We start from the raw sequence: 25954 nt of genomic DNA on the forward strand, positions 1-25954 counted from the left end.
AGGCGGGCCCTAGGCTTGCCTTGCAATCCCCGGTTGGTCTGCCGGCAGGGCCCGCCTGACTTTGAATCAGGACTAGCGACGTAGGTTCGACTCCTACCCGGGGAGCTCATCGTCCGTCGTACTCGGGGTGTGCGCGTACCAGCCGGCCCCGGCTGGGGGTGGACCCGCCGCCTGCATCGCTATGAGGGCGCGGAGGCTTCCGTTCACCGGAGGCAGCTCCTCACGCGTCGAGCGGACGAGGTCGCCCGCCCAGAAGACGATGAACAGCTCGTCAGGGTGTCCGGAGGCGAGCAGCTCGCTGAAGTGATCGAGGAGCCACGAGCGCCTGGTGCCGTGCTTCCGGACGACCTCCTCCCACTGGTCAGGGGTCACGAGGAACGTGCGGTCGGGCCGGGCGGGCGAACGGCGTACGACGAACCGACCCGGAGCCAGCTCCTCGAACTCGCCCTGGAACCGGAGGACCTCGTGCAACCACGCGCGCTGGGTGGCGCGGTCCGGCAGGTCCGAGGCCTCGCTGGCCGTGCCCCGATGGGCGAGGATGTGTCCGCCGACGCCGCGCATGACTGCGAAGGCTGCCCACGGCGCGTAGGCAGAGGGCTCGTCGTAGCCCTGGGCCGCGCGCCACTCCGCGGCGAGGGGGAGGAGGAGCAGCGACCCCTCGGCGGGCACGTCGTCGGGCAGCTTGTCCCGGTCGAGCACAACCCGATGTCGAGCTGGCTGCCGTACGGCCCGGGGACGACGTCGACGGACGTTACCCGGACGTCCGTGCCGAGGCCGTCGTAGCGCTCGATCCGGTCAGCCCCGGTGCCGTACGCGTCCACCGTCTCGTCCGGGTCGAGCGGCCGGGTGAGGATCTCGAACAGACGGCGGGCGTACTCCTCGTCCTCCATGACCCGATCCTCCTCCCTCCCTGTAGGGCTGACGACTGCGTTCCTCCTTTCTGCGAGGAGCGATCGCCGCGACAGCGTTTGTTCTCGACCACGCTGACGTCGTCGTGGCTGCCGAGCGCTGACCCCGGCCTTCACCTCCTCGGGGGGACCAATGGCCCTGTCGCGGCAGCCACGGGACGAGGACACTCGAGACCAGAGACCAGAGGAGACCGCGATGACCCACGCGCCAGCGCCTCGCCCGCCAGACCCCGTCCGGGTCGTGGTCGAGGACGTTCCCGGCCTCGAGGACCGCGTGAGCGAGGCGACGCGACGCGCTCACGCGTCCGGGTGCGCCGTCGAGCTCGTCGAGACGGCGGTGGCCGAGGACGACCACGAGGCCAGGGCACGGTTGATCCGACGCCTGGACGAGGCTCTGACGGTGGCCCGTCGCGCTGCCCCGGGTGTCGAGATCCGCGTCGGTGCTCCCATCGACCTCCCCCGCTCTCGGCACCCGCTCTGAAAGGCGTTCTCGCGGTCGGGAGGGTCCGGAAGATGCGCTCTGCTCCGAGCAGCTCCCGAGAAGCGGTGCACCACCCCGGCGGCGACGTCGGCGGCTCCCAGCGCCAAGAGCTCGCGTCGCGCGCCGATCAGGCGGCGAGCCTTGCCGACCCCGGCATGACGGTCGGCCGGCAGGAGCACGTGTCGCTGCACGCGAGGTAGGTGTGCACCGCGTGCCCACAGCCGGGGCAGGGCAGGTCGTGCGACAGGTGCTGGGTGCTGGTCTGGACTGTGTCCCACATGGTCGTGCCTCCGATCGGGCCTTCTCCTACAAGGACGACGATCGGGGCGTCCCTGATACGACACAGAGATGCAAATTCGCCTCCCCAGAGGCCAGTGACAGACTGCGGCCATGGACAACCTCACCGTCATCGTCCTCGCCGCCGGCGGCGGCACCCGGATGAAGTCGAAGACCATGAAGGTGCTGCACCCGATCGCCGGACGCTCCATGATCGGCCACGTGCTCCGCGCCGTGCAGGCCGTCGAGCCCACCCGCGTCGTGGCCGTCGTCGGCCACCAGCGCGAGCAGGTCGGACCGCACATCACGGAGCTGCTGCCGGATGCCGTGCTGGCGGTCCAGGAGAAGCAGGAAGGCACCGGCCACGCCGTACGCATCGCGATGGAGGCCGCCGGGACGACCACCGGCACCGTGATCGTGGCGGCCGGTGACACCCCGCTGCTGGAAGGGGACTCGCTGCGCGCCTTCGCCGCCGAGCACGAGGCCGCCCAGCGGGCGGTGAGCATCCTCAGCGGCCGGGTGCCCAACCCCTTCGGCTACGGCCGGATCCTCCGCAACGCCGAGGGCGACGTCGAGGCGATCGTGGAGGAGAAGGAGGCGACGCCCGAGCAGCAGGCGATCGACGAGATCAACTCCGGGATCCTGGCCTTCGACGCCGAGTTCCTGGTCTCCGCGCTGCCGCGGATCACCAACGACAACGCCAAGGGCGAGTACTACCTGACCGACGCCGTCCACCTCGCCCGCGAGGACGGACTCACCGTCGGTGCCCACCTCATCGAGGACGTGGCCCAGACCGAGGGCGCCAACGACCGCGCCCAGCTCGCCGAGCTCGGCAAGGAGCTCAACCGCCGCATCGTGACCCGCTGGATGAAGGACGGGGTCACCGTCATGGACCCGGCCACCACGTGGATCGAGGCCGACGTGGTGATCGAGCCCGACGCCACGATCCTGCCCGGCACGCAGCTCCTCGGCGCGACGGTCGTCCGCGAGGACGCCGTGGTCGGGCCGGACACCACGCTCAAGGACTGCGAGGTCGGCGCCGGCGCGCGGGTCGTACGCACTCACGGCGAGCTCGCCGTCATCGGCGATCGCGCCACGGTCGGTCCGTTCGCCTACCTCCGCCCGGGCACCCAGCTCGGTGCTTCCGGCAAGATCGGCACGTTCGTCGAGACCAAGAACTCGCTGATCGGCGACGGCGCGAAGGTCCCGCACCTCTCCTACGTCGGTGACGCCGAGATCGGTGAGGGCACCAACATCGGGGCCGGCACGATCTTCGCCAACTACGACGGGGTGGCCAAGCACCGCACCGTCATCGGCCGGTACGTCAAGACAGGGTCCCACAACACGTTCGTCGCGCCGGTCTCGGTCGGCGACGGAGCGGCCACGGCGGGAGGCACCGTCGTACGCCGCAACGTGCCGCCGGGAGCGCTCGCCGTCAGCAGCTCGCCGCAGCGCAACCTCGAGGGGTGGACGGAGTCGAAGCGCCCCGGGACCGCGCAGGCCGATGCCGCGCGAACGGCTCGTGAACTCCAGGAGAAGACCGAGGGGTGACCCGGGGTTGGGGGATGGGCCGCAGGTGGGCGAGAATCCTGACAGCACCTCCGAACGCCCACCCCCCAAGGCTGACGAGCACAGCGAGGAGTCGCGTCGCGTGAGCGGTATGAAGCGGACCACCGAGAAGAACCTGATGGTCTTCAGCGGCCGGGCCTACCCCGGGCTCGCCGAGGAGGTCGCTGAGCTCCTCGAGTGCGGGCTCGTGCCCCAGGACGCCAGAGCCTTCGCCAACGGCGAGCTCTACGTCCGCTACGAGGAGTCGGTGCGCGGCTGCGACGCCTTCGTGATCCAGAGCCACACTGCTCCGATCAACGAGTGGATCATGGAGCACCTGATCATGGTCGACGCCCTCAAGCGGGCGTCGGCGAAGCGGATCACGGTGGTCATGCCCTTCTACGGCTACGCGCGCCAGGACAAGAAGCACCGCGGTCGCGAGCCGATCTCGGCTCGGCTGATGGCCGACCTCTTCAAGACCGCCGGCGCGGACCGGCTCATCACCGTCGACCTCCACGCCGACCAGATCCAGGGCTTCTTCGACGGCCCCGTCGACCACCTGATGGCGCTGCCGATCCTCACCGACTACGTCAAGGAGAAGTACGGCGACCAGCCACTCGCCGTGGTCTCCCCGGACGCCGGGCGGATCAAGGTCGCGGAGCGCTGGTCGGCCCGCCTCGGCGGCGTACCCCTGGCGTTCATCCACAAGACCCGCCGCACCGACGTGGCCAACGAGGTCGTCGCCAACCGCGTGGTCGGTGACGTGGCCGGCAAGATCTGCATCCTGACCGACGACATGATCGACACCGGTGGCACGATCGTGAAGGCCGCCGAGGCGTGCGTCGCCGCCGGCGCCGCCGGGGTGATCATCGCCGCCACGCACCCGATCCTGTCCGACCCGGCGGTCGACCGGCTCAAGAACTCCTCGGCCATCGAGGTCGTGGTCACCAACACGCTTCCGGTGCCCGCGGACAAGCAGTTCGACAAGCTGACCACGCTGTCGATCGCGCCGCTGATCGCGCGGGCGATCCGCGAGGTCTTCGAGGACGGGTCCGTCACCTCCATGTTCGACGGCCACGCGTAGGGACCCTGCGGCATCTGCATGAATCCCCGCGTACGCGGGGATTCATGCATTGTCGGGGTGTTGCAAACCCCTCGCGGTGCCAGTTCCCCCGCGTACGCGGGGAAACCAACGACCGCCGACGACCCCTACAACGCGCGGTCCAGGTCGTCGAGCGCGTCGTTCCACGCCCGCGCCAGGACCGTCGGCGCGTCCCCACCCTCGAGCGCGGCGGCGACCGCGGCGCGCAGCTCGCGGCGTACGTCGGGGGTGAGGGGCAGGCGCGGGAAGGCGTCGCCGATCACGTCGCCCATCGCCTGGCCCGAGCGGCGGGCGAGGTCGAGGCCGTCGGTGACGTAGCGGGTGAGGTAGGGGTGGACCAGGTCGGCCTGCTCCCAGCCCCAGAACCCGGCGCCGACGGCGTGGAACTCGTGGCTGCCCAGCTCGCCGCCCATCAGCCTCGCCCACGCATCGGCCTTCGCCTCCGGAGTGGGTACGGCGGCTCGCGCGCTCAGCTCGGCGAGGTGGCCCGACACCGACTTGTCCCGCTCGGCCTCGGCGTCGATCCAGGAGGGGTCGCCGAGCTCGGCGAGGCGGTGGACCGCCGCCCACCGGACGCTCTGCTCGACCTCGTCGCTCGCGAGCTGCGCGACGAGGAAGTCGGTGTCGTCGCTCAGTCGCGACAGCATCAGGGTGGCGCCCGGGGCGAGCGCCGGGTTGCCGGCCTCGACGGCCCCGCGCGCGATGTCGGCGACCACTGAGAGGTGGGCGCCGATGTCGCCGGGTTCACCCTGGCTGCGCATGACGGCCGCCGTGGGTGCGCCGAACTTGAACGGACCGGCGAGCACGCGCGTCACTCCCTCGAAGACGAGGGGGTGCGTCTCCTTGCGCAGGTGACGGTCGGCCAGCGCGACGAGCTCGGCCAGCGAGATCACCTGCGACTCGCAGAGGTCGAGCGCGGTCCACCACAGCATCGCGCGGGTCAGGTGCGACTCCACCAAGGACAGCCCGGCCGCGATCGCGGCCCACGACTGCTCGTCGGGACGGATGACCGCGAAGGTCTCGTCGCCCGAGTTGGGCACGACCACCAGGCCGGCGAACTCCTCCAGCCGGACGGGCTCGGCGCCGAGGTGCACGTCGCGGGAGTCCACGAGCCGCATCGAGTCGTCGTACGCCGACACGGTGAGGCGGTGCGGCCGCGAGCCCTCGCGGGTGAGGACGGGGACCCCGGAGCCGTCGCGGGTGACGCGAAGGGTGTCGAAGCCCGTCGTGCGCAGCCACGCCTCGGCCCAGGAGCGGACGTCGAGGTCGGTCGCGGAGTCGAGCGAGTCGAGGAAGTCGGCGAGGTCGGCGTTGCCGAAGGCGTGGGAGGTGAGGTGGCGGTTGACTCCGGCCAGGAAGTCCTTCTCGCCGAGCCAGTGCCCCAGCTGCGCGAGTGCGGCGTTGCCCTTGGCGTAGGTGATCATGTCGAAGTTGGCGAAGGCCGTGTCGACGTCGACGATCTTGTCGGTGACCTCGGCGATCGGGTGCGTGGAGCGCCGCCGGTCGGCGCGGTAGCCGGTGGGCTTGCGGGTGATGGCGGCCGAGGTCCAGGCGTCGGTGTAGCCCGCCGCGACGCCGGCGATGTCGTAGCCCATGAAGTCGGCGAACGACTCGTTGAGCCAGGAGTCCTCCCACCACTTCATGGTGACGAGGTCGCCGAACCACATGTGGGCCATCTCGTGCGCGAGGGTCGATGCGCGCCACTCGCGCTCGAGCTCGGTCGGGGTCCCCTGCGTGAGGCTCTGGTCGCGGAACACGACGCAACCGGGGAACTCCATCGCGCCCCAGTTGAGGCCGGGTGCAAAGACCTGCTGGTAGTCGGCGAAGGGGTAGTCCGGCTCGAAGATGGTCGTGAAGTGCTGGAAGCACGCGCTGGTGATCCGCTTCAGCTCGTCGGCGTCCCGACGCAGCTCACGCTCCTGGGACGCGCGCGCGTGCCAGCCGAAGGGCAGCGTGCCGGCGGGCGCCGGGGCGTACGGCTCGTCCCACGTCACCGACACCCAGGGGCCGCCCACCACGGTGAAGAGGTACGACGAGAACGGCGGGGTCGTCGCGAAGGACCACGTGTCGCCCTCGCGGCCCGTCAGCGCGCCGTTGGCGAGGATGGTCCAGTGCGAGGGCGCCGTCACCGACAGCGAGAAGGTCGACTTGATGTCGGGCTGGTCGAAGCAGGGGATGACCTTCTGGGTGATGTCCATCGACGTGTGCGCGCAGACGTAGCGCTCGCCGTCGGCGGGGTCGACGGTCACCGTCATCCCGTCGCCGTCGGTGACGTAGGGCATCCGTGCGGCGACCCGCACCTTGTTGGTCTCGCCGAGGTCGGTGAGCGCGATCCGCCCGTCCTCGTACGCCGCCGGGGAGTCGTCGAGCGTGACGTCCTTGCCGCCGTTGAGCTCAAGGAACGTCGAGGCCCCCGGCCGGGTGCACCGGAAGGAGATCGTCGCCTCGACGCCGAAGTCCTCGGTGGAGGTCAGGTCGAGGTGGAGCTCGGTGTGGACGTCGGTCAGCAGGAGGGCGCGCTCGCGCGCCTCGGGAAGCAACAGGGGCACCGGGCCACCCTAGTGACCGGCCTCCAGCACGGCCTGCGGATTCGACCCGGCGCGGGGACCGGGTCTAGAGTTCACGGGTTGCCTCGGCGAGGGAGCCCGACGAACGACTGGGACTCCGTGATCGACTGGGCCGGACCGCACTCACTGCGCCGCGCTCACGATCCGGAGCGCGGCGTTCGTCGTCTCCGGAGCGCCGGGCCCACCGACCAGGGCTGCCAGGCCCGACCCGAGACCCCGACCTGATGGAGAACGCCATGTCTGCCCCCGAGAAGATCGCCGCCGAGCCGCGCACCGAGTTCGGCAAGGGTGCCGCGCGCCGCATCCGCCGCGAGAACAAGATCCCCGCCGTCATCTACGGTCACGGCAACGAGACGGTCCACGTGATCCTGCCCGGCCACCAGACGATGATGGCCCTCAAGCACGGTGGCGCCAACGCCCTCCTCGCGCTCGAGATCGACGGCTCCGAGCAGCTCGCCCTGACCAAGGACGTGCAGGTCGACCCGATCCGCCGCGTCATCGAGCACCTCGACTTCGTGGCCGTGCGACGCGGCGAGAAGGTCACCGTCGACGTCCCGATCCACGTCATCGGCGACGCCGCCCCCGAGACCCTGGTCGTCACCGAGAACACCGTCATCTCGGTCGAGGCCGAGGCCACCCACATCCCCGAGTTCTTCGAGGTGTCGGTCGAGGGCGCCCCGATCGGCACCCAGATCCACGCCAAGGACCTCGACCTCCCCTCGGGCACCACGCTGCTCGCCGACGAGGAGCTGCTCATCGTCAACGTGACGCAGCAGATCTCCGCCGAGGCCCTCGAGGCCGAGCTGGAGGAGGCCGAGGCCGAGGCCGGCATCGAGCACGACGCTCCCGAGGCCGAGACCGCCGAGGCCCAGGACGAGGCTGCCGGCGAGGACGCCGCCGCGGAGTCCGGTCAGGGCACCGACTCCGAGTGAGCCACGACGTCCCGCGGTGATGCTTCACCATGGGATGTCGCTCGATGGGCACTTGCCACGGTGAACTCACCGTGGCAAGTGCCCATTCGTCTGCATACCGTGATGAAGCGACGCCGGAGCCGGAGCGGCTGGGAGGATGAGCCCATGAGTGGGGAGCAAGACGGGGTGTGGCTGGTGGTCGGCCTGGGCAACCCCGGGCCGGCCTACGCCGGGCACCGCCACAACATCGGCTACCTCGTCGCCGACGAGCTGGCCTCCCGGATGGGCAGCGCGTTCCGCTCCCACAAGTCCGGGCGCGCCGACGTCGTGGAGGGACGCCTCGCGATGGGCGGGCCCCGCGTCGTGCTCGCCCGCGGCCGCGGCTACATGAACGAGTCGGGCGGGCCCGTCAAGGCGCTTGCCACCTTCTACAAGGTCGACCCGGGCCACGTGATCGCCATCCATGACGAGCTCGACATCCCCTTCGGCACCCTGCGGATCAAGCTCGGCGGCGGCGACAACGGCCACAACGGCCTCAAGTCGATGCGGTCCTCCCTGGCCACCGGCGACTTCTACCGCGTCCGGGCCGGCATCGGTCGCCCGCCCGGACGCCAGGACGTCGCCGACTTCGTCCTGTCGAACTACTCCACGGTCGAGCGCAAGGAGCTTCCGTTCCAGGTCTCCGACGCCGCCGACGCGGTCGAGTCGCTGATCACCGACGGGCTCGAGAAGACCCAGCAGCGCTTCAACAGCTGACCGGGCCGGCCGGTCACCAATAGTGGTGAACCGTCTTGCCGGCTGCCACATCGCCGGTTTGGCCGTGGCCAACATGGAGGTGTGCCGCCCGGGCCCGGGCGGCACACCAATGTCACCGGTTGTGCGCGTGCGGACCCACGCGACAGCGACCTCCGGCACCCTCGGCGACGCGGTTCAGGCGACTGCCCCGGAGCGAACGCCCACCGGGACTCCCCAATACGGATGATGTCGGGCGCTCGCCCACGCCAGCCAGGGACCCCGGCGAAAAACTCTCCTTGTCTGTCGGCTTCGGACGCCGACTGGTGGGGAGGGGACATGAAGGTCGCGGTCTTCGGGCTGGGGTATGTCGGAACGGTGACCTCGGCGGGCCTCGCGTCCCAGGGCCACGCGGTCGTGGGGGTCGATGTCGATCCACACAAGGTGAGCTCGATCCGGGCGGGAAGCTCACCGGTGGTCGAGCCGGGGCTCGAGAAGCTCGTCGCAGACGGCGCGGCGTCAGGTGCCCTCACCGCCACCGACGACGCCCGCGTCGCGATGGAGCACGCCGACGTGTCCCTCGTCTGCGTCGGCACACCGTCCGGACCGCACGGTGAGACGGACCTCAGCTACGTCAGTCGCGCTGTGGAGGACATCAGGGACGCCATGGAGACGGCGTCCGTGCCGCCTTTCGGCCATCACTCGGTCGTGATCCGGAGCACGGTGCCACCAGGGACCGGCGCGCAGATCGTGGCGCCGGTCTTCGCGGAGCCCCCCCACGGGTGGCAGGTCGGCACGGCGATGTGCCCCGAGTTCCTCAGGGAGGGATGCGGCGTCGCCGACTTCTACGACCCGCCCTTCCTCGTGGCTGGGACCTCCGACGTGCGGACGGTGGAGGCGCTGGGTGAGCTGTTCGCTTTCCTCGACGGGGACGTCCTGCACTGCGATGTGCCGACCGCAGAGGCGCTCAAGTACGCCTGCAACGCCTTCCACGCCACGAAGATCTCGTTCACCAACGAGATCGCACGCGTCTTCCGGGACTTCGGCGTCGACTCCCGTGAGGTGATGCGGATCTTCTGCCGTGACGAGAAGCTCAACCTGGCGCCTGCCTACCTGCGTCCCGGCTTCGCGTTCGGCGGGTCGTGCCTGCCGAAGGACCTGCGCGCCCTGCAGCACATGGCCAGGACGATCGGAGCCGACGTCCCGCTGCTGTCGGGTGCAAGGCAGGCCAACGACCTGGTGATCCGTGATGTGGTGGACCGGGTGCTTGCCACGGGGCTGCGCGACGTCGCCATCCTGGGCCTGAGCTTCAAGGCAGACACCGACGACCTGCGAGAGAGCCCCAACGTCGAGCTCGCCGAACGGCTGATCGGGAAGGGCCTCGACGTGCGGATCTACGACCCGATCGTCAACCCCGACCGGCTCGTCGGCGCCAACCGACGCGAGGTCGAGGCGCGCCTCCCGCACCTCAGCCGCCTGCTGACCTGTTCGCCCGAGGACGCCTTGGTGGGAGTGGACGTCGTGCTCGTCTCGTCGGCCGAGCCTGCGGTGGTGCGCGCACTCGGCTCAGTCCAGCCGCACCTGGTCATCGACCTCGACGGACGCCTCGGACCGGGCGTCGAGAGCCTCTCCGGATATCAAGGAGTCGGATGGTGACCAGCCGCGCGGCACCGCGGCCGGCTGCGTCCGGGCCGCGGGTCCTCATCATCATCCAGAACCTGCACGTGCCCTTCGACCGCCGCGTGTGGCTGGAGTGCCAGACGCTCGTCGCCGCCGGCTACGACGTCACGGTCATCTGCCCTCGTGGCCCGGACTCCAAGCCCTACGAGGTCATCGAGCAGGTGGCCGTGCACACCTATCCTCCCTACGCCCCGGGCGGCCGTGCCGCCGGCTTCGTCATCGAGTACGCCTACTCGTTCCTGGCGACTGCCCGACTCGCCGTCAAGGCGCGGCGTCGCGGTGCCTTCGACGTGGTGCAGGCATGCAACCCGCCGGACATCTTCTGGCCTCTGGCGGGTTGGTTGCGCCGGCGCGACGGGTCGCGCTTCGTCTTCGACCACCACGACCTCTGCCCTGAGCTCTTCGACTCGCGCTTCCCGGGCGGCTCCCGAATCGCCCGACGCGGCCTGCTCCTCCTGGAGCGCGCCACCTTCCGGACGGCCGACCGCGTCACGTCGACCAACGAGTCCTATGCACGGGTCGCGATGGAGCGAGGTGGGCTTTCCCCCGACCAGGTGACCGTGGTGCGGACCGGTCCGGACGCCGAACGACTGCGACGCGGTCCCGTCGATCCCGAGTGGCGGCGCGGGCGTCAGCATCTGGTGGCCTACCTGGGAGTGATGGGCCCGCAGGACGGTGTGGACATCGCTCTGGCGGCCGCCGAGACCATCGTCCACAGGATGGGCCGCAGGGACATCGCCTTCACGTTCATGGGAGGCGGGGACTGCCACGCGGACCTGGTCGCCGAGCGGGAGCGTCTCGGGCTGGAGGACTTCGTCGAGCTGCCGGGCCGGGTGCCCGACGCCACTGTCGCCGGCGTGCTGTCCGCTGCCACTGTCGGCCTCTGCCCGGACCCCAAGAACCCGCTCAACGACGTCTCCACGATGAACAAGACGATGGAGTACATGGCGTTCGGCCTGCCGGTCGTCGCCTTCGACCTTGCCGAGACGCGGGTCTCTGCACAGGACGCAGCGGTCTACGTGCTGTCGGGCCGGGTCGAGGACTACGCCCGGGCGATCGTCGACCTCGTCGACCGTCCGGAGGTGTGCGCCGAGATGGGTCGAGTCGGTCGCGATCGCGTGGAGCGGGTCCTGTCATGGTCGCACCAGCGCCAGGCGTACCTGGACGTCTACGACGGACTTCTCGGGCGTGCGCACAGGGCGCTCCTCCCGGAACCCGCCGGGGCCGGCACGAGCCCGCCCCTCGCCGGGGAGGGCTGAGCAGTGTGCGGGATTGCTGGCGCCTTCCAGCAGGCCGACGGCAAGGTGGTCGTCAGCGCCATGATCGAGCGCCTCGGTCACCGTGGCCCGGACGCGGGCGGCCTGCTCGAGCTCGTGGACCCGGAGACCTCGGTGGTCCTGGCGCACCGGAGGCTCTCGATCATCGACCTGTCCGCTGCCGCGGACCAGCCGTTGAGCAAGAGGGGACTGACCCTCACCTACAACGGTGAGCTCTACAACTATCGCGAGCTCCGGCGCGAGCTCGCCCAGAGCGGCGTGACGTTCCTGACCTCGTCCGACACCGAGGTCGTGCTCGAGGCGTGGCGTGCGTGGGGTCACGATGCCCTTCGCCGGTTCCGCGGGATGTTCGCGTTCGCGGTGCACGACGAGGCGACCGGCAGCCTGACCCTCGCCCGCGACCCACTCGGCATCAAGCCCATGTTCACCATGCGGCGCGGGGACGGAGTCGTGTTCGCCTCTGAGCTGAAGGCGATCGTGACCGCTCTCGGTGCGGAGCTGCGCGCCGACCCGGCCGGCATGGTGGCTTCGACGCTCTTCTACTGGCTGCCGCCCGAGTTCGAGGCGCTGCGCGGGGTCGAGAAGCTGCCGGCCGGGACGTGGAGGGAGTACCGGCGCGACGGCACCGTGACCAGTCGGCAGTACTGGGACCCGGTCGCCGAGGCTGCGGCGGCCGTTGCCGGACCGGAACGGGACCTGGCCGCCACCATCGAGGAGTCGGTGGAGGTCCACCTCGTCTCGGACGTGCCGGTGGCGACCTTCCTGAGCGGAGGGCTCGACTCCAGCATCATCACGGCGTTGGCCCACCGCCGTGACCCTTCGATCGAGGCGTACACGATCGCCTTCCGCGCCCAGGACCAGCGACTCGAGGCGATGCCCGACGACGCCCACTACGCCCGCAAGATGGCCGCCCACCTGGGTATCCGGCTGCACGAGATCGAGATCCAGCCGCAGGTCGCCGACATCCTGCCCCGCATGGTCGACATCCTCGACGAGCCGATCGGGGACCCGGCCGCCATCAACACCTTGTTGATGTGCGACGCCGCGAGGGAGTCCGGCGTCAAGGTGCTGCTCTCCGGGATGGGGGCCGACGAGCTGTTCGGTGGGTATCGGCGGCACCTTGCTTGCCTCCTGGCCGAGCGCTACCAGCGGGTGCCTGCCCTCCTGCGTACGGGGATCGCGCCCGCCGCGCGCCGGCTGCCGGTGGCGATGGGCGGGCGCGGCATCCGGTCGGTCCGCTGGGCGCAGCGGTTCCTCAGCTTCGCCGAGCTGGCGGAGGAGGAGGCCTACCGGCGCAGCTACACGCTGTACGCGCCCGACGAGCTCGGCGACCTCCTCGATCCGGCGCTCGCCCCCGTCGTGGCTCGGGTGCTCGACGGCCATCGGCGCGTCTACGAGGACAACGACCTGGCCGATCGGACCGCTCGTATGTGCCTCGCGGACACACGGCTGTTCCTTCCTGGCCTCAACCTCGCCTACACGGACCGGGCGAGCATGGCCGCCTCGACCGAGGTACGCGTGCCCTTCGTGGACGTCGACGTCTTCGCAGCCGCTTTCGCCCTGCCGGACACCGGCAGGATCCGAGGCCGGGTGCAGAAGGCCGCCCTCAAGGACGTCGCCCGCTCATGGATCCCGGAGGAGATCGTAGACAGGCCGAAGGCCTCCTTCGGGGTGCCGTTGCGGGCCTGGGTGACCAACGACCTCCGCGAGCAGATCGATGACGTCCTGCTCACCGGCGAGCTGGGGACCAGCGGGTTCCTCCGGGCGGGCACGGTCGAGCGCCTCGTTGCGGAGCATCGCACGGGCCGCCGCGACCACTCGAAGCAGATCTGGCAGCTGCTGACCCTGGAGCACTGGTACGCCCACGTGCGAGCGCTGGGAGTGGGGACCGTCTGAGACAGCAGCCGAGATCGTGCCCGGCAAACGGGCACCGAGTGGGAACCGAGTGGGGAACGAAGTGGGGGAACGAAGTGGGGGCACGACGATGAAGCAGGTTGCGCAGAACTACCGCTCCGGGGAGCTGACGGTGCTCGACGTCCCGCCGCCGGCCTGCAAGCCGGGCGGGGTCCTGGTGAGGACGCTCTTCTCGCTCATCTCGACCGGCACGGAGCTGATGAAGGTGAGCGAGGCACGGAAATCGCTCCTGGGCATGGCCCGCGCTCGCCCGGACCAGGTTCGCAAGGTCGTCGACTCCCTGGCTCAGCAGGGCCCGGCTGCGACGTACCAGAAGGCCATGAATCGTCTCGACAGCTACACCCCCCTCGGCTACTCACTCTGCGGAGTCGTGGTGGAGGTGGGGTCCGGAGTGACGGACTTCGCGGTGGGGGACCTCGTGGCGGCCGCCGGCAACGAGTTCGCCCTCCACGCCGAGCTCAACTGGGTGCCGGTCAACCTGTGCGTGCCCGTGCCGGACGGCATCTCCCCGGAGCATGCAGCCTTCGCGACGGTGGGCGCCATCGCCCTGCAGGGCGTACGCCGGGGGGAGGTGCAGCTCGGGGAGTCCGCGTGCGTCATCGGACTCGGCCTCGTCGGACAGCTGGTGGTCCGGCTGCTCGTGGCGGCGGGGGTCCGCGTGGTGGGCCTCGACACTGTGGAAGCCCGGTGCCGCATGGCCGAGAAGGCTGGCGCCCTCCTGTGCGCCACGCCCGACGCCGCCGGGGTGGCCGCCGTCGAGCAGGTGCTGACGGCGAATCAGGGCCTCGGGGCGGACCACGTCTTCCTTGCTGCCGGGGGCCCGACCAACGAGCCGGTGGAGCTGGCCGCCCGGCTGGCGCGCGACCGTGCCCGCATCGTCGACATCGGGAAGACCCGGCTGGACCTGCCCTGGAACGACTACTACGAGAAGGAGCTCGACGTCCGCTTCTCGAGGTCGTACGGACCCGGTCGGTACGACGACCGCTACGAGCTGGAGGGCATCGACTACCCCGCCGGTTACGTCCGATGGACCGAGCGCCGCAATCTCCAGTGCTTCCTCGACCTGATCGCCAACGACTCCATCGAGGTCTCCTCGCTGGTGTCAGGGGTCCATCCCATCGTCGAGGCGGCCGCGGTCTACGAGCAGCTGCGCACCGGGAACCTGCAGGGAGTCGGCTTCCTGCTTGAGTATCCGCAGGGTGCGGTCCCTCAGCGACCCACCCATCGCGCTGCGGAGGCCCGTCGCGGCGAGCCGGCTTCGACGTCCGGTCCGTCAGGCGCTTCCCGGCCGCTGCCCAGGGACGGGGTGCGCGTCGGCTTCATCGGCGCGGGCAACTACGCGACCTCCATGCTGCTTCCTCACCTCGCCCGCGAGGAGGACGTGACGCTCGCGCGCGTCGCGACCACACGATCGCTGTCGGCGGTCAACGCTCAGAGGAAGTTCGGGTTCGGGGGAGCGTCCACCGCGGTGGATGACGTCCTCGAGGATCCTGACATCGACGCTGTGTTCGTCGTGACCCGCCACCACTCCCACGCCGAGCTCGTCTGCCGCGTCCTGGAGAGCGGCAAGGCGGTCTTCGTCGAGAAGCCGCTCGCGCTCGGCAACGAGCAGCTCGATCGGGTGGTGGAGACCGTGGCACGCACCGGCAACGACCGGCTGATGGTGGGTTTCAACCGACGCTTCGCCCCCCTGTTCGTCGAGCTCCGGGGACGCCTGGGCCGCTCGGAAGCACCCGTCAGTGCGCGTTACCTGGTCAACGCAGGCCGGCTCGACGCCGCCAGCTGGTACCTCGACGAGGACTTGGAAGGGTCCCGTTTCCTGGGGGAGGGCGGACACTTCGTCGACACGCTCAGCGCCCTGGTCGGCACACCCGTCGAGGTGCAGTCGATCCAGACGCCGGACGACGTGCACGTGACTCTGCGCTTCGAGAACGGTTCGGTGGGGACCGTCAGCTATGTCACCAGCGGTCATCCGCGCTACCCGAAGGAGACGCTCGACGTCTCCGGCGGTGCTCGCAGCGCCAGGCTCGACAACTTCGGGCGGGTCACGGTGTGGACCCCTTCGGGAAGGCACGTGAAGCGCGCGCTCTACGGGCAGGACAAGGGGCAGCGGGACATGTTGCGCGCCTTCCTCGCGGCCGTGCGCGACGGGCAGCCGATGCCCATCGGGTTGGACTCGCTCGTGGCCACGACCCGCGCGACCATCGGCGCCCAGTCGAGCCTGTCCTCAGGGCGGTCGGTGATCCTGTGAATCGCCCGATCACCTGGTACGCCCAGCGGCTGCGGAGCATGTCGCCGGCCGAGGTCGCGGGACGCGCTCGAGACGCGGCGCTGCGACAGGCCTGGTCCCGGATGCAGGTCGTTGCCGGTGAGGCAGCGTCGGTCCCGCAGGGCACGCATGGCCTGAGGCAGTTCGCCACCACGATCCCGGAGGAGGTGCGGGCGCGAGTGCCCGCGTCAGCGCGTGAGGCGGTGGTCGCCGCCGCCGAGCGCGTTCTCAGTGGCGAGTGGATGGTGCTGGGAACGCCGCGATCCGACAGCGCTGACCCGGACTGGTTCTGGGATCCCGTCACGGGTCGCCGGTCGCCTCACGACCGACTCGCGTTCCGCATCGACCACCGCGACGAGGACGTCACGGGCAACGTGAAGTCTGTCTGGGAGCTCTCCCGCCACCATCATCTGACCGTGCTGGCCTGCGCCTTCTGGCTGACGGGCGAGGAGAGGTACGCCCGGGCGGTCGACGCGCAGCTGCGCTCGTGGTGGGGCGCGAACCCCTTCCTCAGCGGCGTGCATTGGACCAGCGGCATCGAGCTGGGGGTCCGTCTCACGAGCTGGGTCTGGATCCGTCGGCTCCTGGACGACTGGCCGAAGGTGGGGGACCTCTTCGAGACGAATGACGACGCACTCAGGCAGATCTGGTGGCACCAGCGTTTCCTCGCCGCGTTCCCCAGCAGAGGGTCATCCGCCAACAACCATGCCGTTGCGGAAGCCTGCGGCCTGCTCGCCGGCTCCTGCGCGTTCCCGTGGTTCTCGCAGAGCGAGCGCTGGCGCACCCTGGCCACGAGCCGGCTCGAGCGCGACTGGGCGGCCAACACGTTCCCGAGCGGGGTGAACCGGGAGCTGGCCAGTGACTACCACCGGTTCGTCACCGAGCTGGGGATGGTCGCTCTCGTGGAGTCCCACGGAGCCGGCCACTCTCTGGATGACGCCACGTGGAACCTCTTGGCCCGCTCGCTCGATGCCGCCGCGGCCATGCTCGACGTACGCGGTCGCCCGCCGCGCCAGGGAGACGGGGACGAGGGGCGCGCTCTCGTGGTGGACGCCCCCGACGCGGATGACTGGAGCGTGCTCCTCAGCGCGGGGGAGGCGCTCGTCGGAAGGTCCTTGTGGTGGCCGGACGTCCAGCCCAGCGTCCTCGGAACCGTCCTGGGCGGCATCGCTCCGGCGCGCCCCCGAGCCGGGCCGCGACCCCCAGAAGCGCCGCGAGCGTTCGCCGACGCAGGCATCTACCTGCTGCGCACGCCCGTCGAGGACGGGCCGGAGATCTGGTGCCGCTGCGACGGAGGACCACACGGCTTCTTGTCGATCGCCGCGCACGCCCATGCCGATGCGCTGTCGATCGAGGTCCGTCACGACGGGGTGGAGATCCTGGTCGACCCGGGGACCTACTGCTACCACGGGGAGCCGGAGTGGCGGAGCTACTTCCGCTCGACACTCGCGCACAACACGGTGGAGATCGACGGCACTTCGCAGTCGGTGGAGACCGGGCCGTTCATGTGGACCAGCCACGCGCCGTCCCGTGTGATCGACTCGTCAGTGGGCGACCTGGCCGTCCAGTCCTGGACGGCCCAGCACCACGGCTACGCCGACCTCGATCCGTGCGTACGGCACGTGCGCGGCGTGTGGCTGGACCGCCGTGCCCGCACGCTCACCGTCAACGACGTGCTGAGCAGCGAGGGGCGTCACGACGTCCGGCTGGTGTTCCACCTCGGACCAGAAGTCGAGGCGACGCTGTCGTCCGATGCCAGCGCCGCCCTTGCTCGGCTCCGCTGGCGGGGGCGAGCATCTGACGTCGAAGCGGTCCTGCGGCTCCCTCCGGAGCTCGCCTGGACAGCTCATCGAGGTGGGACCGACCCGGTCCTGGGCTGGTACTCACCGAGGTTCGGCCACAAGGTGCCGACCACCACCCTTCTGGGGCGGGGCGTGATCGCGACGACGGTCGAGCTGCGCACGACGCTGGTGTTCGCGGAGTCCGGGCGGGGTGGGTCGCATGGCTGAGCAGCCGCTGGACCTCCGCTCGACGCTCTCGATCCTGCGGCGACGACGCCGGGTGCTGGCCGCGGCCGCCGTGGCAGGAGTCGCGGCGGGGGTGGCCTTCGCCCTCGCCAACCCGCCGATGTACGGCAGCACAAGCCAGGTCCTGCTGCCCTCCTTGCAGGGGCAGAGCGGCGAGGCTGTGAGCCGGGATGTCAGGACCGACGTGACCATCGCCGAGAGTGATGCCGTCCTGGGCGAGGCGGGTCGCAACCTCACGCCCCCTGTGCCGCTCAAGACTCTCCGCAAGCGGGTCGAGGTCGAGGCGATGACCGGGGACATCCTGAGCTTCCGGGCGATGGCCGACACCGCTGAGGAGGCGGAGGACCTCGCCCACACCGTCGCCGAGGCCGAGGTCGCCTACGTCCAGCACGCAGCGAACACCCTCAGCGATGCCGAGGTCGCGGCGCTCACGGAGCGCAGGGCTGCGCTCGAACGGAGCCTGGAGACGGTGGAGGGAGAGATCCTGAACACCCACGAGCGCCTCCGGGCAGGGACACCGGGCAGTGCCTCGGCCAAAGCCGATGCCGCGGCACTGGCCCGGCTCACGGCGGAGGAGGCGAAGCTGGTCCTCCAGATCGACCAGGTCAAGGGCGAGGTGGCGAGGGCGGCTCCGTTGCTGGACGCCACGATCCTCCAGAACGCCTCACCGGGAGAGAGGCCATCCCCCGTCATCACGTTCACGCTGGCTGCGATGATCGCAATGGTGGCGGCACTGGTCCTCTGCATCCTGGTCCTGCTGCTCCTCGCCAAGAAGGACCGGCGGGTGCGTTACCGCGACGACATCGCCGATGCTCTCGGGACCTTGGTCGTCGGATCGGCGCACAGCCGGGTGCCGCGCACGGTCGCCGGATGGGCGTCCCTGATCGAGACCTACGTGCCGGGCCCCGTCGAGGCGGTGGCGATGCGGCAGACGCTGCGCCGGCTCGGCCAGGCGGGACCCGGCACCGGTGAGGCGTCAGACCGGTCGGTCGCCGTGATCACCCTCTCCGGGGATCCGCGCGGCCTTTCTTACGGTCCGCAGCTCGCCGCGTACGCCGCCTCCGCTGGCCTCGACACCCGGCTCCTCGCTGCGGAAGGACACGAGTCCGCAGCCCCGCTGTGGGCGGCCTGCTCAAGCTTCGTCGCCCACGCAGACCCGCCCCCGCACCTGACCGTGCAGGTCGGCAAGCTGGCGGAGGACGCCACCGCCCTGACCATCGTGATGGCGGTCGTGGACCGGGAACACCCGGCTCTGACTGACCTGCCCCGTGTGTCGTCGACGGTCGTGGCCGTGTCCTCCGGCGCCGCGACGGCCGACGAGCTGGCCCGCCTGGCGCTCGCCGCCGACTCCGCCGGCATCCAGCTGGACGGGCTCATCGTCGTCGACCCCGAGGACCTGGATCGGACGACAGGTCACCTGAGCCGGCGTGACCGGGACGAGCAACGGCCGCTGCCGACCCGCCTTACCGGGCTGCCCAGCTATCGACTCGGCCAGGCCGGGAGGCAGCAATGATCGACCCCCTGTGGCGTGAGGAGGAGGACGGCAGCCGCTTCCAGGGGAACTACACGGCTCCTCAGCCCGCGCTGGTGACCCTCCACTTCCTGCGCGCCGCCCTTCGTCGCAGCCGATGGCTGTGCATCGCCTTCGTGCTCGCGGGTGGCGTCCTGGGAGCCACGGCCGCGGCTCTGCTGCCCACGCCGAGCACCGGGACGGTCTCACTGTTGCTGGCGCACGACCCGGACAGCGACTCAGCCCTCGCCATGGAGAACGACGTGAGCCTGCTGACGACCCGCGCGGTCGCCGGAGCCGTGATCGAGCGGCTCGACCTCGAGATGACGCCGTACGAGTTCCTCCAGACGGTTACGGCCGACGTTACGAGCTCGAGCATCCTGGTGGTGACCGTCGAGGGCGACGACCAGGTCCCTGGCGTGACAAGGGCAGCCGCTCTCGCCGACACCTATCTCGCGTTCAGAGGGTCCCAGCTGGAGTCCCAGACCGCCGCTCTGGCCGACAACTACCGTGAGCGGATTGCGTCTCTCGACGACCAGGTCGCCGAGCTCACGGAGCAGTACGACCAGCTGGTGACCAGCGGCCCAGCGGGTCAGAGCGAGGCCGCCGACCTGCTGACCCAGCGTTCGCAGCTCATCTCCGAGATCGCCTCGATGCAGCAGATGATCGAGACCACGTCGCTGGAGACGAGAGCGACGCTGGACGCGAGCCATGTCCTCGATCTGGCGAGTGAAGTGCCCACATCGACGGTCCGCAGGTTGGCGCTCGGCACCGCGTCCGGATTGGTGGGGGGCACCGGACTCGGCATCGGCCTGGTGCTCTTCGTGGCCCTCACGTCCGACAAGGTGCGCCGGCGAGCGGACGTCGCAGCCGCACTGGGCGTCCCCGTGGTGGCGAGCGTACGGACACGGTTCCGGAGGCGGTTCCGGCGAACGCGGCTGTGGCCACCTCGGACATCGGTGGCCGGTCTCACAGAGGCACTGCTGGAGGCGGTCGAATCAGCGGCACACGGCTGCTCCCGTGTCGCCCTGGTGTCGGTCGACGACAGGCGGGTCGCCGGCGAGATCGTCACCACGGCGGCGCTCGAGCTCGCCAGGCGCGACCGGAAGGTGCTGGTCGTCGACCTCAGCAGCTCTGGCCGGCTGAAGGGTCTGGTCACAGGGCACGCGAGGCATGGTGCCGTGGCGGGTGCAGAGCAGGGCAACCTCGAACGGGTGGCCGTGCAGGCGGGCCCACGCCGCCTGCGGTTCGTCCTGCACACCCCAGAGGTGGACTCCTCGGAGGGCTGGGGTGCGGAGACCACGCAGGTACCCGAGGGAAGCCCCCTCCAGGTCTTCCGGGACAGTGCTGACGTCCTCCTCAGCCTGGTGGAGGCCGATGTGACGACCGGCGTCGGTGAGCTGGAGAGCTGGGCGGACACGGCCGTGGTGCTGGTGGCAGCGGGTCGGTCCAGCGCCGAGCGGCTGCGGACGACCGCCGCCCAGATCCGCGCTGACGGCGTCACCATCCACTCGGCTCTGCTGGTGGGAGCCGACGCGACGGACGAGAGCTTCGGCAGCCCTGACGTCGGCGAGAGCGAGAGCCGGTTGAAGGGACTGGACCGGTGACACCACCCCCCCGCTCTATGGTGGCTGTCGACCACCGAGCGGTGGAGCGGCTCGCGGGCCGGCGCCGCGAGCTCCGCCAGGTGACGCTCGTGTGGGCCGCCCTGTTCCTCAACGTGCTGACCTTCGCGGGACCGACCGTGCTGCCGATCCCAGCGGGATGGGGGCAGATGGTGACCCAGGGTGCGTTGCTCGGGGCTCTCGGCCTCGCGTTGGTGGTGAACGCGCGCGGGTTGGTGCAGGTCAACCTCTTCCTGGTGCTGCTCTCCATGCTCGCCGTGGTGTCGCTGATGGTCAGCCTGCACAGCGAGTTCCTGCTCGGGTCCACCTACCGTGCCTGCCGCTACCTGTTGTTCCTGCTGGTCCTCTGGTTGCTGACCCCGTGGTTCGGGCGACGCGACATGCTGTTGCTGCGTTGCCACCTGCGGGTGCTGTGGGTCCTCCTGGGGGTCGTGCTGGCCGGGGCGGCGGTGGCTCCCGGAGTCGCCTTCGCCTTCCAAGGGCGCCTCTCGGGAGTGCTGTGGCCCATCTGGCCGACCCAGGTCGCCCACTACGCGGCCGTCCTTCTCGGTGCCTACGCCCTGCTGTGGGCGTGCCGCATGGTCAGCAATCGACAGGTTGTGATCGCGGTGGTGACGGCGGGGACAGTGCTGGTGCTCACCCACACTCGGACGGCTCTCCTGGCGCTCGTGGTGGGTGCGTGCGTGGCCGGAGCCAGCCTGTTCCTGGGCCACGTGCGTGTCCGACGTACGTCGGCGTTGGGTGCTGTGGTCGTCGTGGTCGTGGCCACGGTGTTCTCACCCCAGCTCGCCGACTGGGCCATGCGGGGACAGACACCGGAGGAGGCCAGCCAGCTGACCGGACGCACCAAGGTGTGGACCGCCGCCCTGCGAGCCCCACGGCCGCGGGTCGAGGAGATGTTCGGGTCCGGCGTGTCCAACCAGTCCTTCAACGGCATGCCGATCGACAGCAACTGGGTCGCGACCTACCTCGACCAGGGGTGGTTCGGACTCGTCGTCCATGCGTGTGTCCTCGTCGTTCTGCTCCTGGTGGCCGCCACACGTGAGCGCGGCCCTCACCGTGCCGTGGGCGTGTTCCTGGTGGTGTACTGCCTGACCGCGTCCTTCACCGAGACCGGGCTGGTGAGCGCGACGCCGTACCTGCTGGACCTGACCGTGGCCGCAGCGCTCCTCGCCGCTGGTGCGTCCGGCGGGGTGGGCGGGCCGCGATGGCGGCAGGAGGCAGCAGGATGGACCTGAGGTCGATGCACCTGTTCCGCCGAGTCAGCTGGGGAATCGCCGATCAGGGCGTGTCGAGCATGGGCAACCTGCTGCTGGGGATCATGGTCATCAAAGCCCTGGACGTCGAGGGCTTCGGGGCGTTCTCCCTCGCCTTCGTCACGTTCAGCTTCGTCCTCAGCGCCTCGCGCGGGTCCTCGACGGACCCCTTGCTCGTACGCTTCAGCGGTCTGGCAGGGCCGGCGTGGAGCCGTGCGGTGGCGGCTGCCTCGGGCACCGCCCTCCTCACCGGCGTCGTCACGGGAGCGGTCTGCGTCGTCATCGGTGTCCTGCTCCCGGGATCGCTGGGTGGCGGATTCATCGCCCTTGGTGTCGGCCTGCCTGCGATCCTCCTCCAGGACAGCTACCGCTTCGCCTTCTTCTCCCAGGGGCAGGGCGCCAAGGCCTTCGTCAACGACCTCCTGTGGGCGGTGCTCCAGGTCGCCTCCGTCGGACTCCTGCTCATGACGGGGACCGCCACCGTGGTGACCTGCCTGCTCGCCTTCGGAGGGTCGGCCGCCGTCGCGGCGGCTGTCGGCCTTCGGCAGAGCGGGGTGTGGCCGGCTCCGAGAGCTGCGCGAGGATGGCTAGCCGAGCACGGCGACCTGGGCGGTCGATACCTCGTGGAGAACGTCGCCGTCGGCGGTGCCCGGCAGATCCGCATGTTCGCCGTGGGCGCCATCGCCGGGCTCGCGGCCGTCGGGGAGTTGCGGGCGGCCGAGATCATGCTCGGTCCCTTCTTCGTCCTCATGAGCGGTATCAGCCAGGTGGCCGTGCCGGAGGCGGCCGCAGTGCTGGCGCGAGCGCCCGATCGTCTGCGGCGGTTCTGTTTCTGGCTAGCCGTGCTGCCCGCCGGCGCGGCCGTCCTGTGGGGCAGCGTTCTCTATTTGGTGCTACCCCTTGGCGCGGGCGAGGCCCTGCTCGACGAGCTGTGGAAGCCTGCCGCGGCGCTCCTGATCCCTCTCACAGGCGTGGTGGCGATCGGCTGCTACCACAACGCGTGCACGTCGGTCGTACGTGCACTCGGCGCCTCGCGCCGCAGTCTTCTCGCCCAGGTCGGCAATGCGGCGTTGTACGTGCTGGGCGGTGCCCTGGGCGCTGCTCACAGTGGAGCGATGGGGTCGAGCTGGGGGGTGCTCGTCGCGAGCATCCTCGGTGCGGTGCTCTGGCACCACCAGGTGCGGGCAGGGATCTCTGACCACCTGGCGTTGCCGCGCGAGGTGTCACCCGTTCGCTAGACGCGCCTCCGTACGCCCGTCCGGTGGCGAGCCGGGCCGAGCTGGTGACGTGCTCAGCAGGGCCAGCACCACCACGGACAGGAGTCCTCCGCCGATCACGTCGGTCAGCCAGTGGGCGGCGGTGAACAACATCGCCAGGGCCATGGTCGCTCCGAGGGGCAGCACCAGCAGCAACCACATCCACCACCGGGTCCGCGTGACGAACAGCAGCAGGATGCAGCCCGCGCTCACGAGGTCGGCGACAATGTGGCCCGATGGATAGCTACCTCCGCTGTAGAGGTCGAGATGCGGATCGGGCCGGCCGACGGCGTGCTTGGTGACCAGGGTCGCCGCACTGGTCGTCCCGATGGCCAGCGCGGCCGTCGCCACCGGATGCCACGAGTGGCGGGCGAACCCGGTCGCGACGGCGATGAGAGCGAGCAGGGCGAACGCGCGGCGTGGTTCGAGACCGTCGATGACGGGCCTCGTCACGGCCTGCGCAGTGCCCCAGACGTCGTCAGGTCGGAAGGCCTCACGCGTAGCGACATCGACCGTCTCGGACGCTCCTGTGGCCACCAGCATGGTCAGGACGACGAACCCAACCCCTGCTGCGCACGCGCTCGCGACGGCTCGCCGGCTCTCCCCGGAACGGATCACGGCGCGGCCAGGATGCGGCCAAGGTCCTGCGGGAGCTCTGCCAGGGTTCTTGCGTCGCGGTCGCCGGCCGACTGCACCGTGACGGGCAGTGGCCACGGGATTGCCAAGTCGGGGTCGTCGTGGCAGATGGTCAGGTTCTCCGACGGGTCGTGCCGTCGGTCGATCCGGTAGGACGTGTCGGCGAGTGGGGTCAGGGCTTGGAAGGCGTGCCCACAGCCGGGCGGCACGTAGATCGAGTTCTGGACGTCCCCGTCGAGGATGAACGACAGCCACGTGAGATAGGTGGGAGACGTTGGCCTGAGGTCGACCACGACGTCGAACACGCGACCGTGGGAGCAGCGGACCAGCTTGCCCTCACCCCGACCAGTGCGCACGTGGATGCCACGAACCACTCCGCCCAGAGAGCGGGAAAGGCTGTCCTCCACGAACGCCTCCGGCTCCAGGCCAGCAGCGCGGGCGGTGTCCGCCTCGAACGTGCGGCTGAAGAACCCGCGGTCGTCGCGGTACGGCGTCGTGGTGAACTCGAGGAGGCCCGGAATAGGGGTCGTCGAGAAGTCCATGGCTGCCCTTGCCTCTCGGTTGCCTTGTCCCGTCTGTTCCAACAGGTTGGGACGCCGATCGGCCTGTCCGCCGCGTACTCCGGGCTGCTCCCCGAATTGTGGTATATGCGCCGTGTCCCGAGCGTCCCGAGAGGCACGGCCGACGAGGCTCTTCCCAAGGCGTCGCGTGCGTGTGGCCTGGTGGGAGGGCGAGAACCATGAGGAGGTGTCGGCTCTGCGGTGCACCGCTGTCGCAGACTTTCGTCGACCTGGGGATGTCCCCGCCGTGCGAGAGCTATCTCGATGTGGCCCAGCTGGACCAGGGCGAGATCTTCTACCCGCTTCACGTGCGAATCTGCACGGAGTGCCTGCTTGTCCAGTTGCCGGCGTACATCCCGGCGGAGGACATCTTCGGGCACTACGCCTACTTCTCCTCGTTCTCGGACTCGTGGGTGCGGCACGCCGAGACGTTCGTAGAGCAGGCGATCGACCGGCTCGGGCTGGGGTCGGAGTCGTTCGTCGTGGAGGTCGCCAGCAACGACGGCTACCTCCTCCAGCACGCGGTGGCCCGGGGGATACGGTGCCTGGGCATCGAGCCGGCGGCGAACGTCGCCGAGGCGGCGGAGGAACGGGGAGTCCCCACCGAGGTGCTCTTCCTCGGTGAGGAGACGGGGGCCAAGCTCGCTGCCGAGCACGGCCCGGCTGATCTGGTGATAGCCAACAACGTGTTCGCTCACGTGCCGGACATCGTCGACTTCAGCAAGGGACTGCGGGCGCTTGTCGCCGACTCGGGGCAGGTGAGCATCGAGATCCCCCATCTGCTCCGGCTGATCCAAGGCCGTGAGTACGACACGATCTATCACGAGCACTTCTCCTACGTCTCGCTGCTCACCACCCAGCGCGTGCTGGCGGCGGCGGGCCTCTCGGTGGTCGACGTTGAGGAGCTCCCGACCCACGGCGGGTCGCTGCGGACGTGGTCGGTGCCGACCGAGCACGCCGACGACCCGAGCCACTCAGTGGCCGAGGTGCTAGGCGCCGAGGAGCGGGCCGGGTTGCACAGCCTCGAAGGGCACGCGGGCTTCGCAAATGCGGTGGCCGAGGTGCGCAACGACCTCGTCGAGTTCCTGGTCAGCTGCTCGCGCGAGGGCAAGCGAGTCGCGGCCTACGGCGCACCCGGCAAGGGGAACACTCTGTTGAACCACTGCGGGATTCGCAGTGACCTCCTCGAGTTCAGCGTGGACCGCAACCCCTACAAGCACGGGAAGTTCCTACCCGGGACCCACATCCCGATCCACCCCGTCGAGGCACTGGAGCAGGCGAAGCCGGACTACGTCCTGGTGATGCCCTGGAACCTGCGGCGCGAGATCGCCGAACAGCTGGACTACGTCCGCGCCTGGGGCGGGCAGCTCGTCGTGGCCCTGCCCAGGCTCGAAGTCTTCTAGGACATGGAGGTCCTGA

General features: G+C 70.1%; 20 protein-coding genes and 1 tRNA gene. 17 read left to right on the forward strand and 4 right to left on the reverse strand.

Translation table 11 applies throughout. The annotated features are described in order from the left end of the window. Window positions 1–26 precede the first annotated feature (26 nt). Window positions 27–105, forward strand: a tRNA-Gln gene (locus tag J3P44_RS02335). Here the strand turns inward: J3P44_RS02335 and J3P44_RS02340 are convergent. Beyond that, on the reverse strand, window positions 94–699 hold the full coding sequence (locus tag J3P44_RS02340) for a hypothetical protein (protein ID WP_255888618.1): 606 nt from the start codon (window positions 697–699) through the stop codon (window positions 94–96). The two genes, J3P44_RS02335 and J3P44_RS02340, sit on opposite strands and share 12 nt — an antisense overlap. Before the next feature lie 405 nt (window positions 700–1104). Here J3P44_RS02340 and J3P44_RS02345 point away from each other — a divergent pair, with 405 nt between their 5' ends. The 4 genes from J3P44_RS02345 to J3P44_RS02360 all read left to right on the forward strand — a co-directional run bounded on the left by J3P44_RS02345 (window position 1105) and on the right by J3P44_RS02360 (window position 4297). Then, entirely contained in the window at window positions 1105–1389 is a 285-nt protein-coding gene (locus J3P44_RS02345; protein WP_255888619.1) for a hypothetical protein, read from the forward strand. A 32-nt stretch (window positions 1390–1421) separates the two neighbouring features. After that, window positions 1422–1589 (forward strand): hypothetical protein, encoded by a 168-nt coding sequence (locus tag J3P44_RS02350; protein ID WP_255888620.1) that lies wholly within the window; start codon window positions 1422–1424, stop codon window positions 1587–1589. Window positions 1590–1779: 190 nt separating this feature from the next. Then, the gene (gene glmU, locus J3P44_RS02355) at window positions 1780–3216 is read left to right on the forward strand and encodes a bifunctional UDP-N-acetylglucosamine diphosphorylase/glucosamine-1-phosphate N-acetyltransferase GlmU (RefSeq protein WP_255888621.1); all 1437 of its coding nucleotides are present in this window, start codon (window positions 1780–1782) and stop codon (window positions 3214–3216) included. Window positions 3217–3325: 109 nt separating this feature from the next. Further along, window positions 3326–4297, forward strand: coding sequence for a ribose-phosphate diphosphokinase (locus J3P44_RS02360; protein WP_255889152.1), 972 nt, complete (start codon window positions 3326–3328; stop codon window positions 4295–4297). 125 nt (window positions 4298–4422) lie between these two features. Here J3P44_RS02360 and pepN read toward each other — a convergent pair whose 3' ends face one another. After that, window positions 4423–6864, reverse strand: coding sequence for an aminopeptidase N (gene pepN, locus J3P44_RS02365; RefSeq protein WP_255888622.1), 2442 nt, complete (start codon window positions 6862–6864; stop codon window positions 4423–4425). Window positions 6865–7118: 254 nt separating this feature from the next. On the opposite strand from pepN, the gene J3P44_RS02370 reads away from it, so the two are divergent. The 11 genes from J3P44_RS02370 (at window position 7119) to J3P44_RS02420 (ending at window position 23321) form a co-directional block, all read left to right on the forward strand. Further along, the gene (locus J3P44_RS02370) at window positions 7119–7814 is read left to right on the forward strand and encodes a 50S ribosomal protein L25/general stress protein Ctc (RefSeq protein ID WP_255888623.1); all 696 of its coding nucleotides are present in this window, start codon (window positions 7119–7121) and stop codon (window positions 7812–7814) included. A gap of 144 nt (window positions 7815–7958) precedes the next feature. After that, window positions 7959–8549, forward strand: a complete 591-nt coding sequence (gene pth / locus J3P44_RS02375; protein ID WP_255888624.1) for an aminoacyl-tRNA hydrolase — start codon at window positions 7959–7961, stop codon at window positions 8547–8549. A 315-nt stretch (window positions 8550–8864) separates the two neighbouring features. Further along, window positions 8865–10181: a nucleotide sugar dehydrogenase gene (locus tag J3P44_RS02380; RefSeq protein ID WP_255888625.1), complete on the forward strand. Its 1317-nt coding sequence runs from the start codon at window positions 8865–8867 to the stop codon at window positions 10179–10181. After that, entirely contained in the window at window positions 10175–11464 is a 1290-nt protein-coding gene (locus J3P44_RS02385) for a glycosyltransferase family 4 protein (RefSeq protein ID WP_255888626.1), read from the forward strand. Before J3P44_RS02380 ends, J3P44_RS02385 begins: the two co-directional genes overlap by 7 nt. A 3-nt stretch (window positions 11465–11467) precedes the next feature. Further along, entirely contained in the window at window positions 11468–13378 is a 1911-nt protein-coding gene (asnB, locus tag J3P44_RS02390; protein WP_255888627.1) for an asparagine synthase (glutamine-hydrolyzing), read from the forward strand. 88 nt (window positions 13379–13466) lie between these two features. Next, window positions 13467–15647 carry a bi-domain-containing oxidoreductase gene (locus tag J3P44_RS02395; RefSeq protein WP_255888628.1) on the forward strand — a complete coding sequence of 727 codons (2181 nt, stop codon included), beginning with the start codon at window positions 13467–13469 and terminating at the stop codon, window positions 15645–15647. Continuing rightward, entirely contained in the window at window positions 15644–17674 is a 2031-nt protein-coding gene (locus J3P44_RS02400; protein WP_255888629.1) for an alginate lyase family protein, read from the forward strand. Before J3P44_RS02395 ends, J3P44_RS02400 begins: the two co-directional genes overlap by 4 nt. Then, window positions 17667–19205: a Wzz/FepE/Etk N-terminal domain-containing protein gene (locus J3P44_RS02405; RefSeq protein WP_255888630.1), complete on the forward strand. Its 1539-nt coding sequence runs from the start codon at window positions 17667–17669 to the stop codon at window positions 19203–19205. Before J3P44_RS02400 ends, J3P44_RS02405 begins: the two co-directional genes overlap by 8 nt. Further along, entirely contained in the window at window positions 19202–20809 is a 1608-nt protein-coding gene (locus J3P44_RS02410) for a YveK family protein (protein WP_255888631.1), read from the forward strand. The genes J3P44_RS02405 and J3P44_RS02410 overlap by 4 nt, the downstream gene beginning before the upstream one ends. Then, a complete protein-coding gene (locus J3P44_RS25365) occupies window positions 20806–22065 on the forward strand; it encodes an O-antigen ligase family protein (protein ID WP_255888632.1) in 1260 nt (419 codons plus the stop codon). The genes J3P44_RS02410 and J3P44_RS25365 overlap by 4 nt, the downstream gene beginning before the upstream one ends. Beyond that, complete coding sequence (locus tag J3P44_RS02420; RefSeq protein WP_255888633.1) at window positions 22056–23321, forward strand: MATE family efflux transporter; 1266 nt, start codon at window positions 22056–22058, stop codon at window positions 23319–23321. Before J3P44_RS25365 ends, J3P44_RS02420 begins: the two co-directional genes overlap by 10 nt. Here the strand turns inward: J3P44_RS02420 and J3P44_RS02425 are convergent. Both J3P44_RS02425 and J3P44_RS02430 read right to left on the reverse strand, forming a co-directional pair. Then, complete coding sequence (locus J3P44_RS02425) at window positions 23307–23957, reverse strand: phosphatase PAP2 family protein (RefSeq protein WP_255888634.1); 651 nt, start codon at window positions 23955–23957, stop codon at window positions 23307–23309. The genes J3P44_RS02420 and J3P44_RS02425 overlap by 15 nt on opposite strands. Next, a complete protein-coding gene (locus tag J3P44_RS02430) occupies window positions 23954–24517 on the reverse strand; it encodes a dTDP-4-dehydrorhamnose 3,5-epimerase family protein (protein ID WP_255888635.1) in 564 nt (187 codons plus the stop codon). Before J3P44_RS02430 ends, J3P44_RS02425 begins: the two co-directional genes overlap by 4 nt. A gap of 197 nt (window positions 24518–24714) precedes the next feature. Here J3P44_RS02430 and J3P44_RS02435 point away from each other — a divergent pair, with 197 nt between their 5' ends. Then, window positions 24715–25938, forward strand: coding sequence for a class I SAM-dependent methyltransferase (locus tag J3P44_RS02435; protein WP_255888636.1), 1224 nt, complete (start codon window positions 24715–24717; stop codon window positions 25936–25938). The last annotated feature ends 16 nt before the right edge of the window (window positions 25939–25954 follow it).

Origin of the sequence: Nocardioides astragali (genome assembly GCF_024436375.1) — a bacterium.
Taxonomy (GTDB): domain Bacteria; phylum Actinomycetota; class Actinomycetes; order Propionibacteriales; family Nocardioidaceae; genus Nocardioides; species Nocardioides astragali.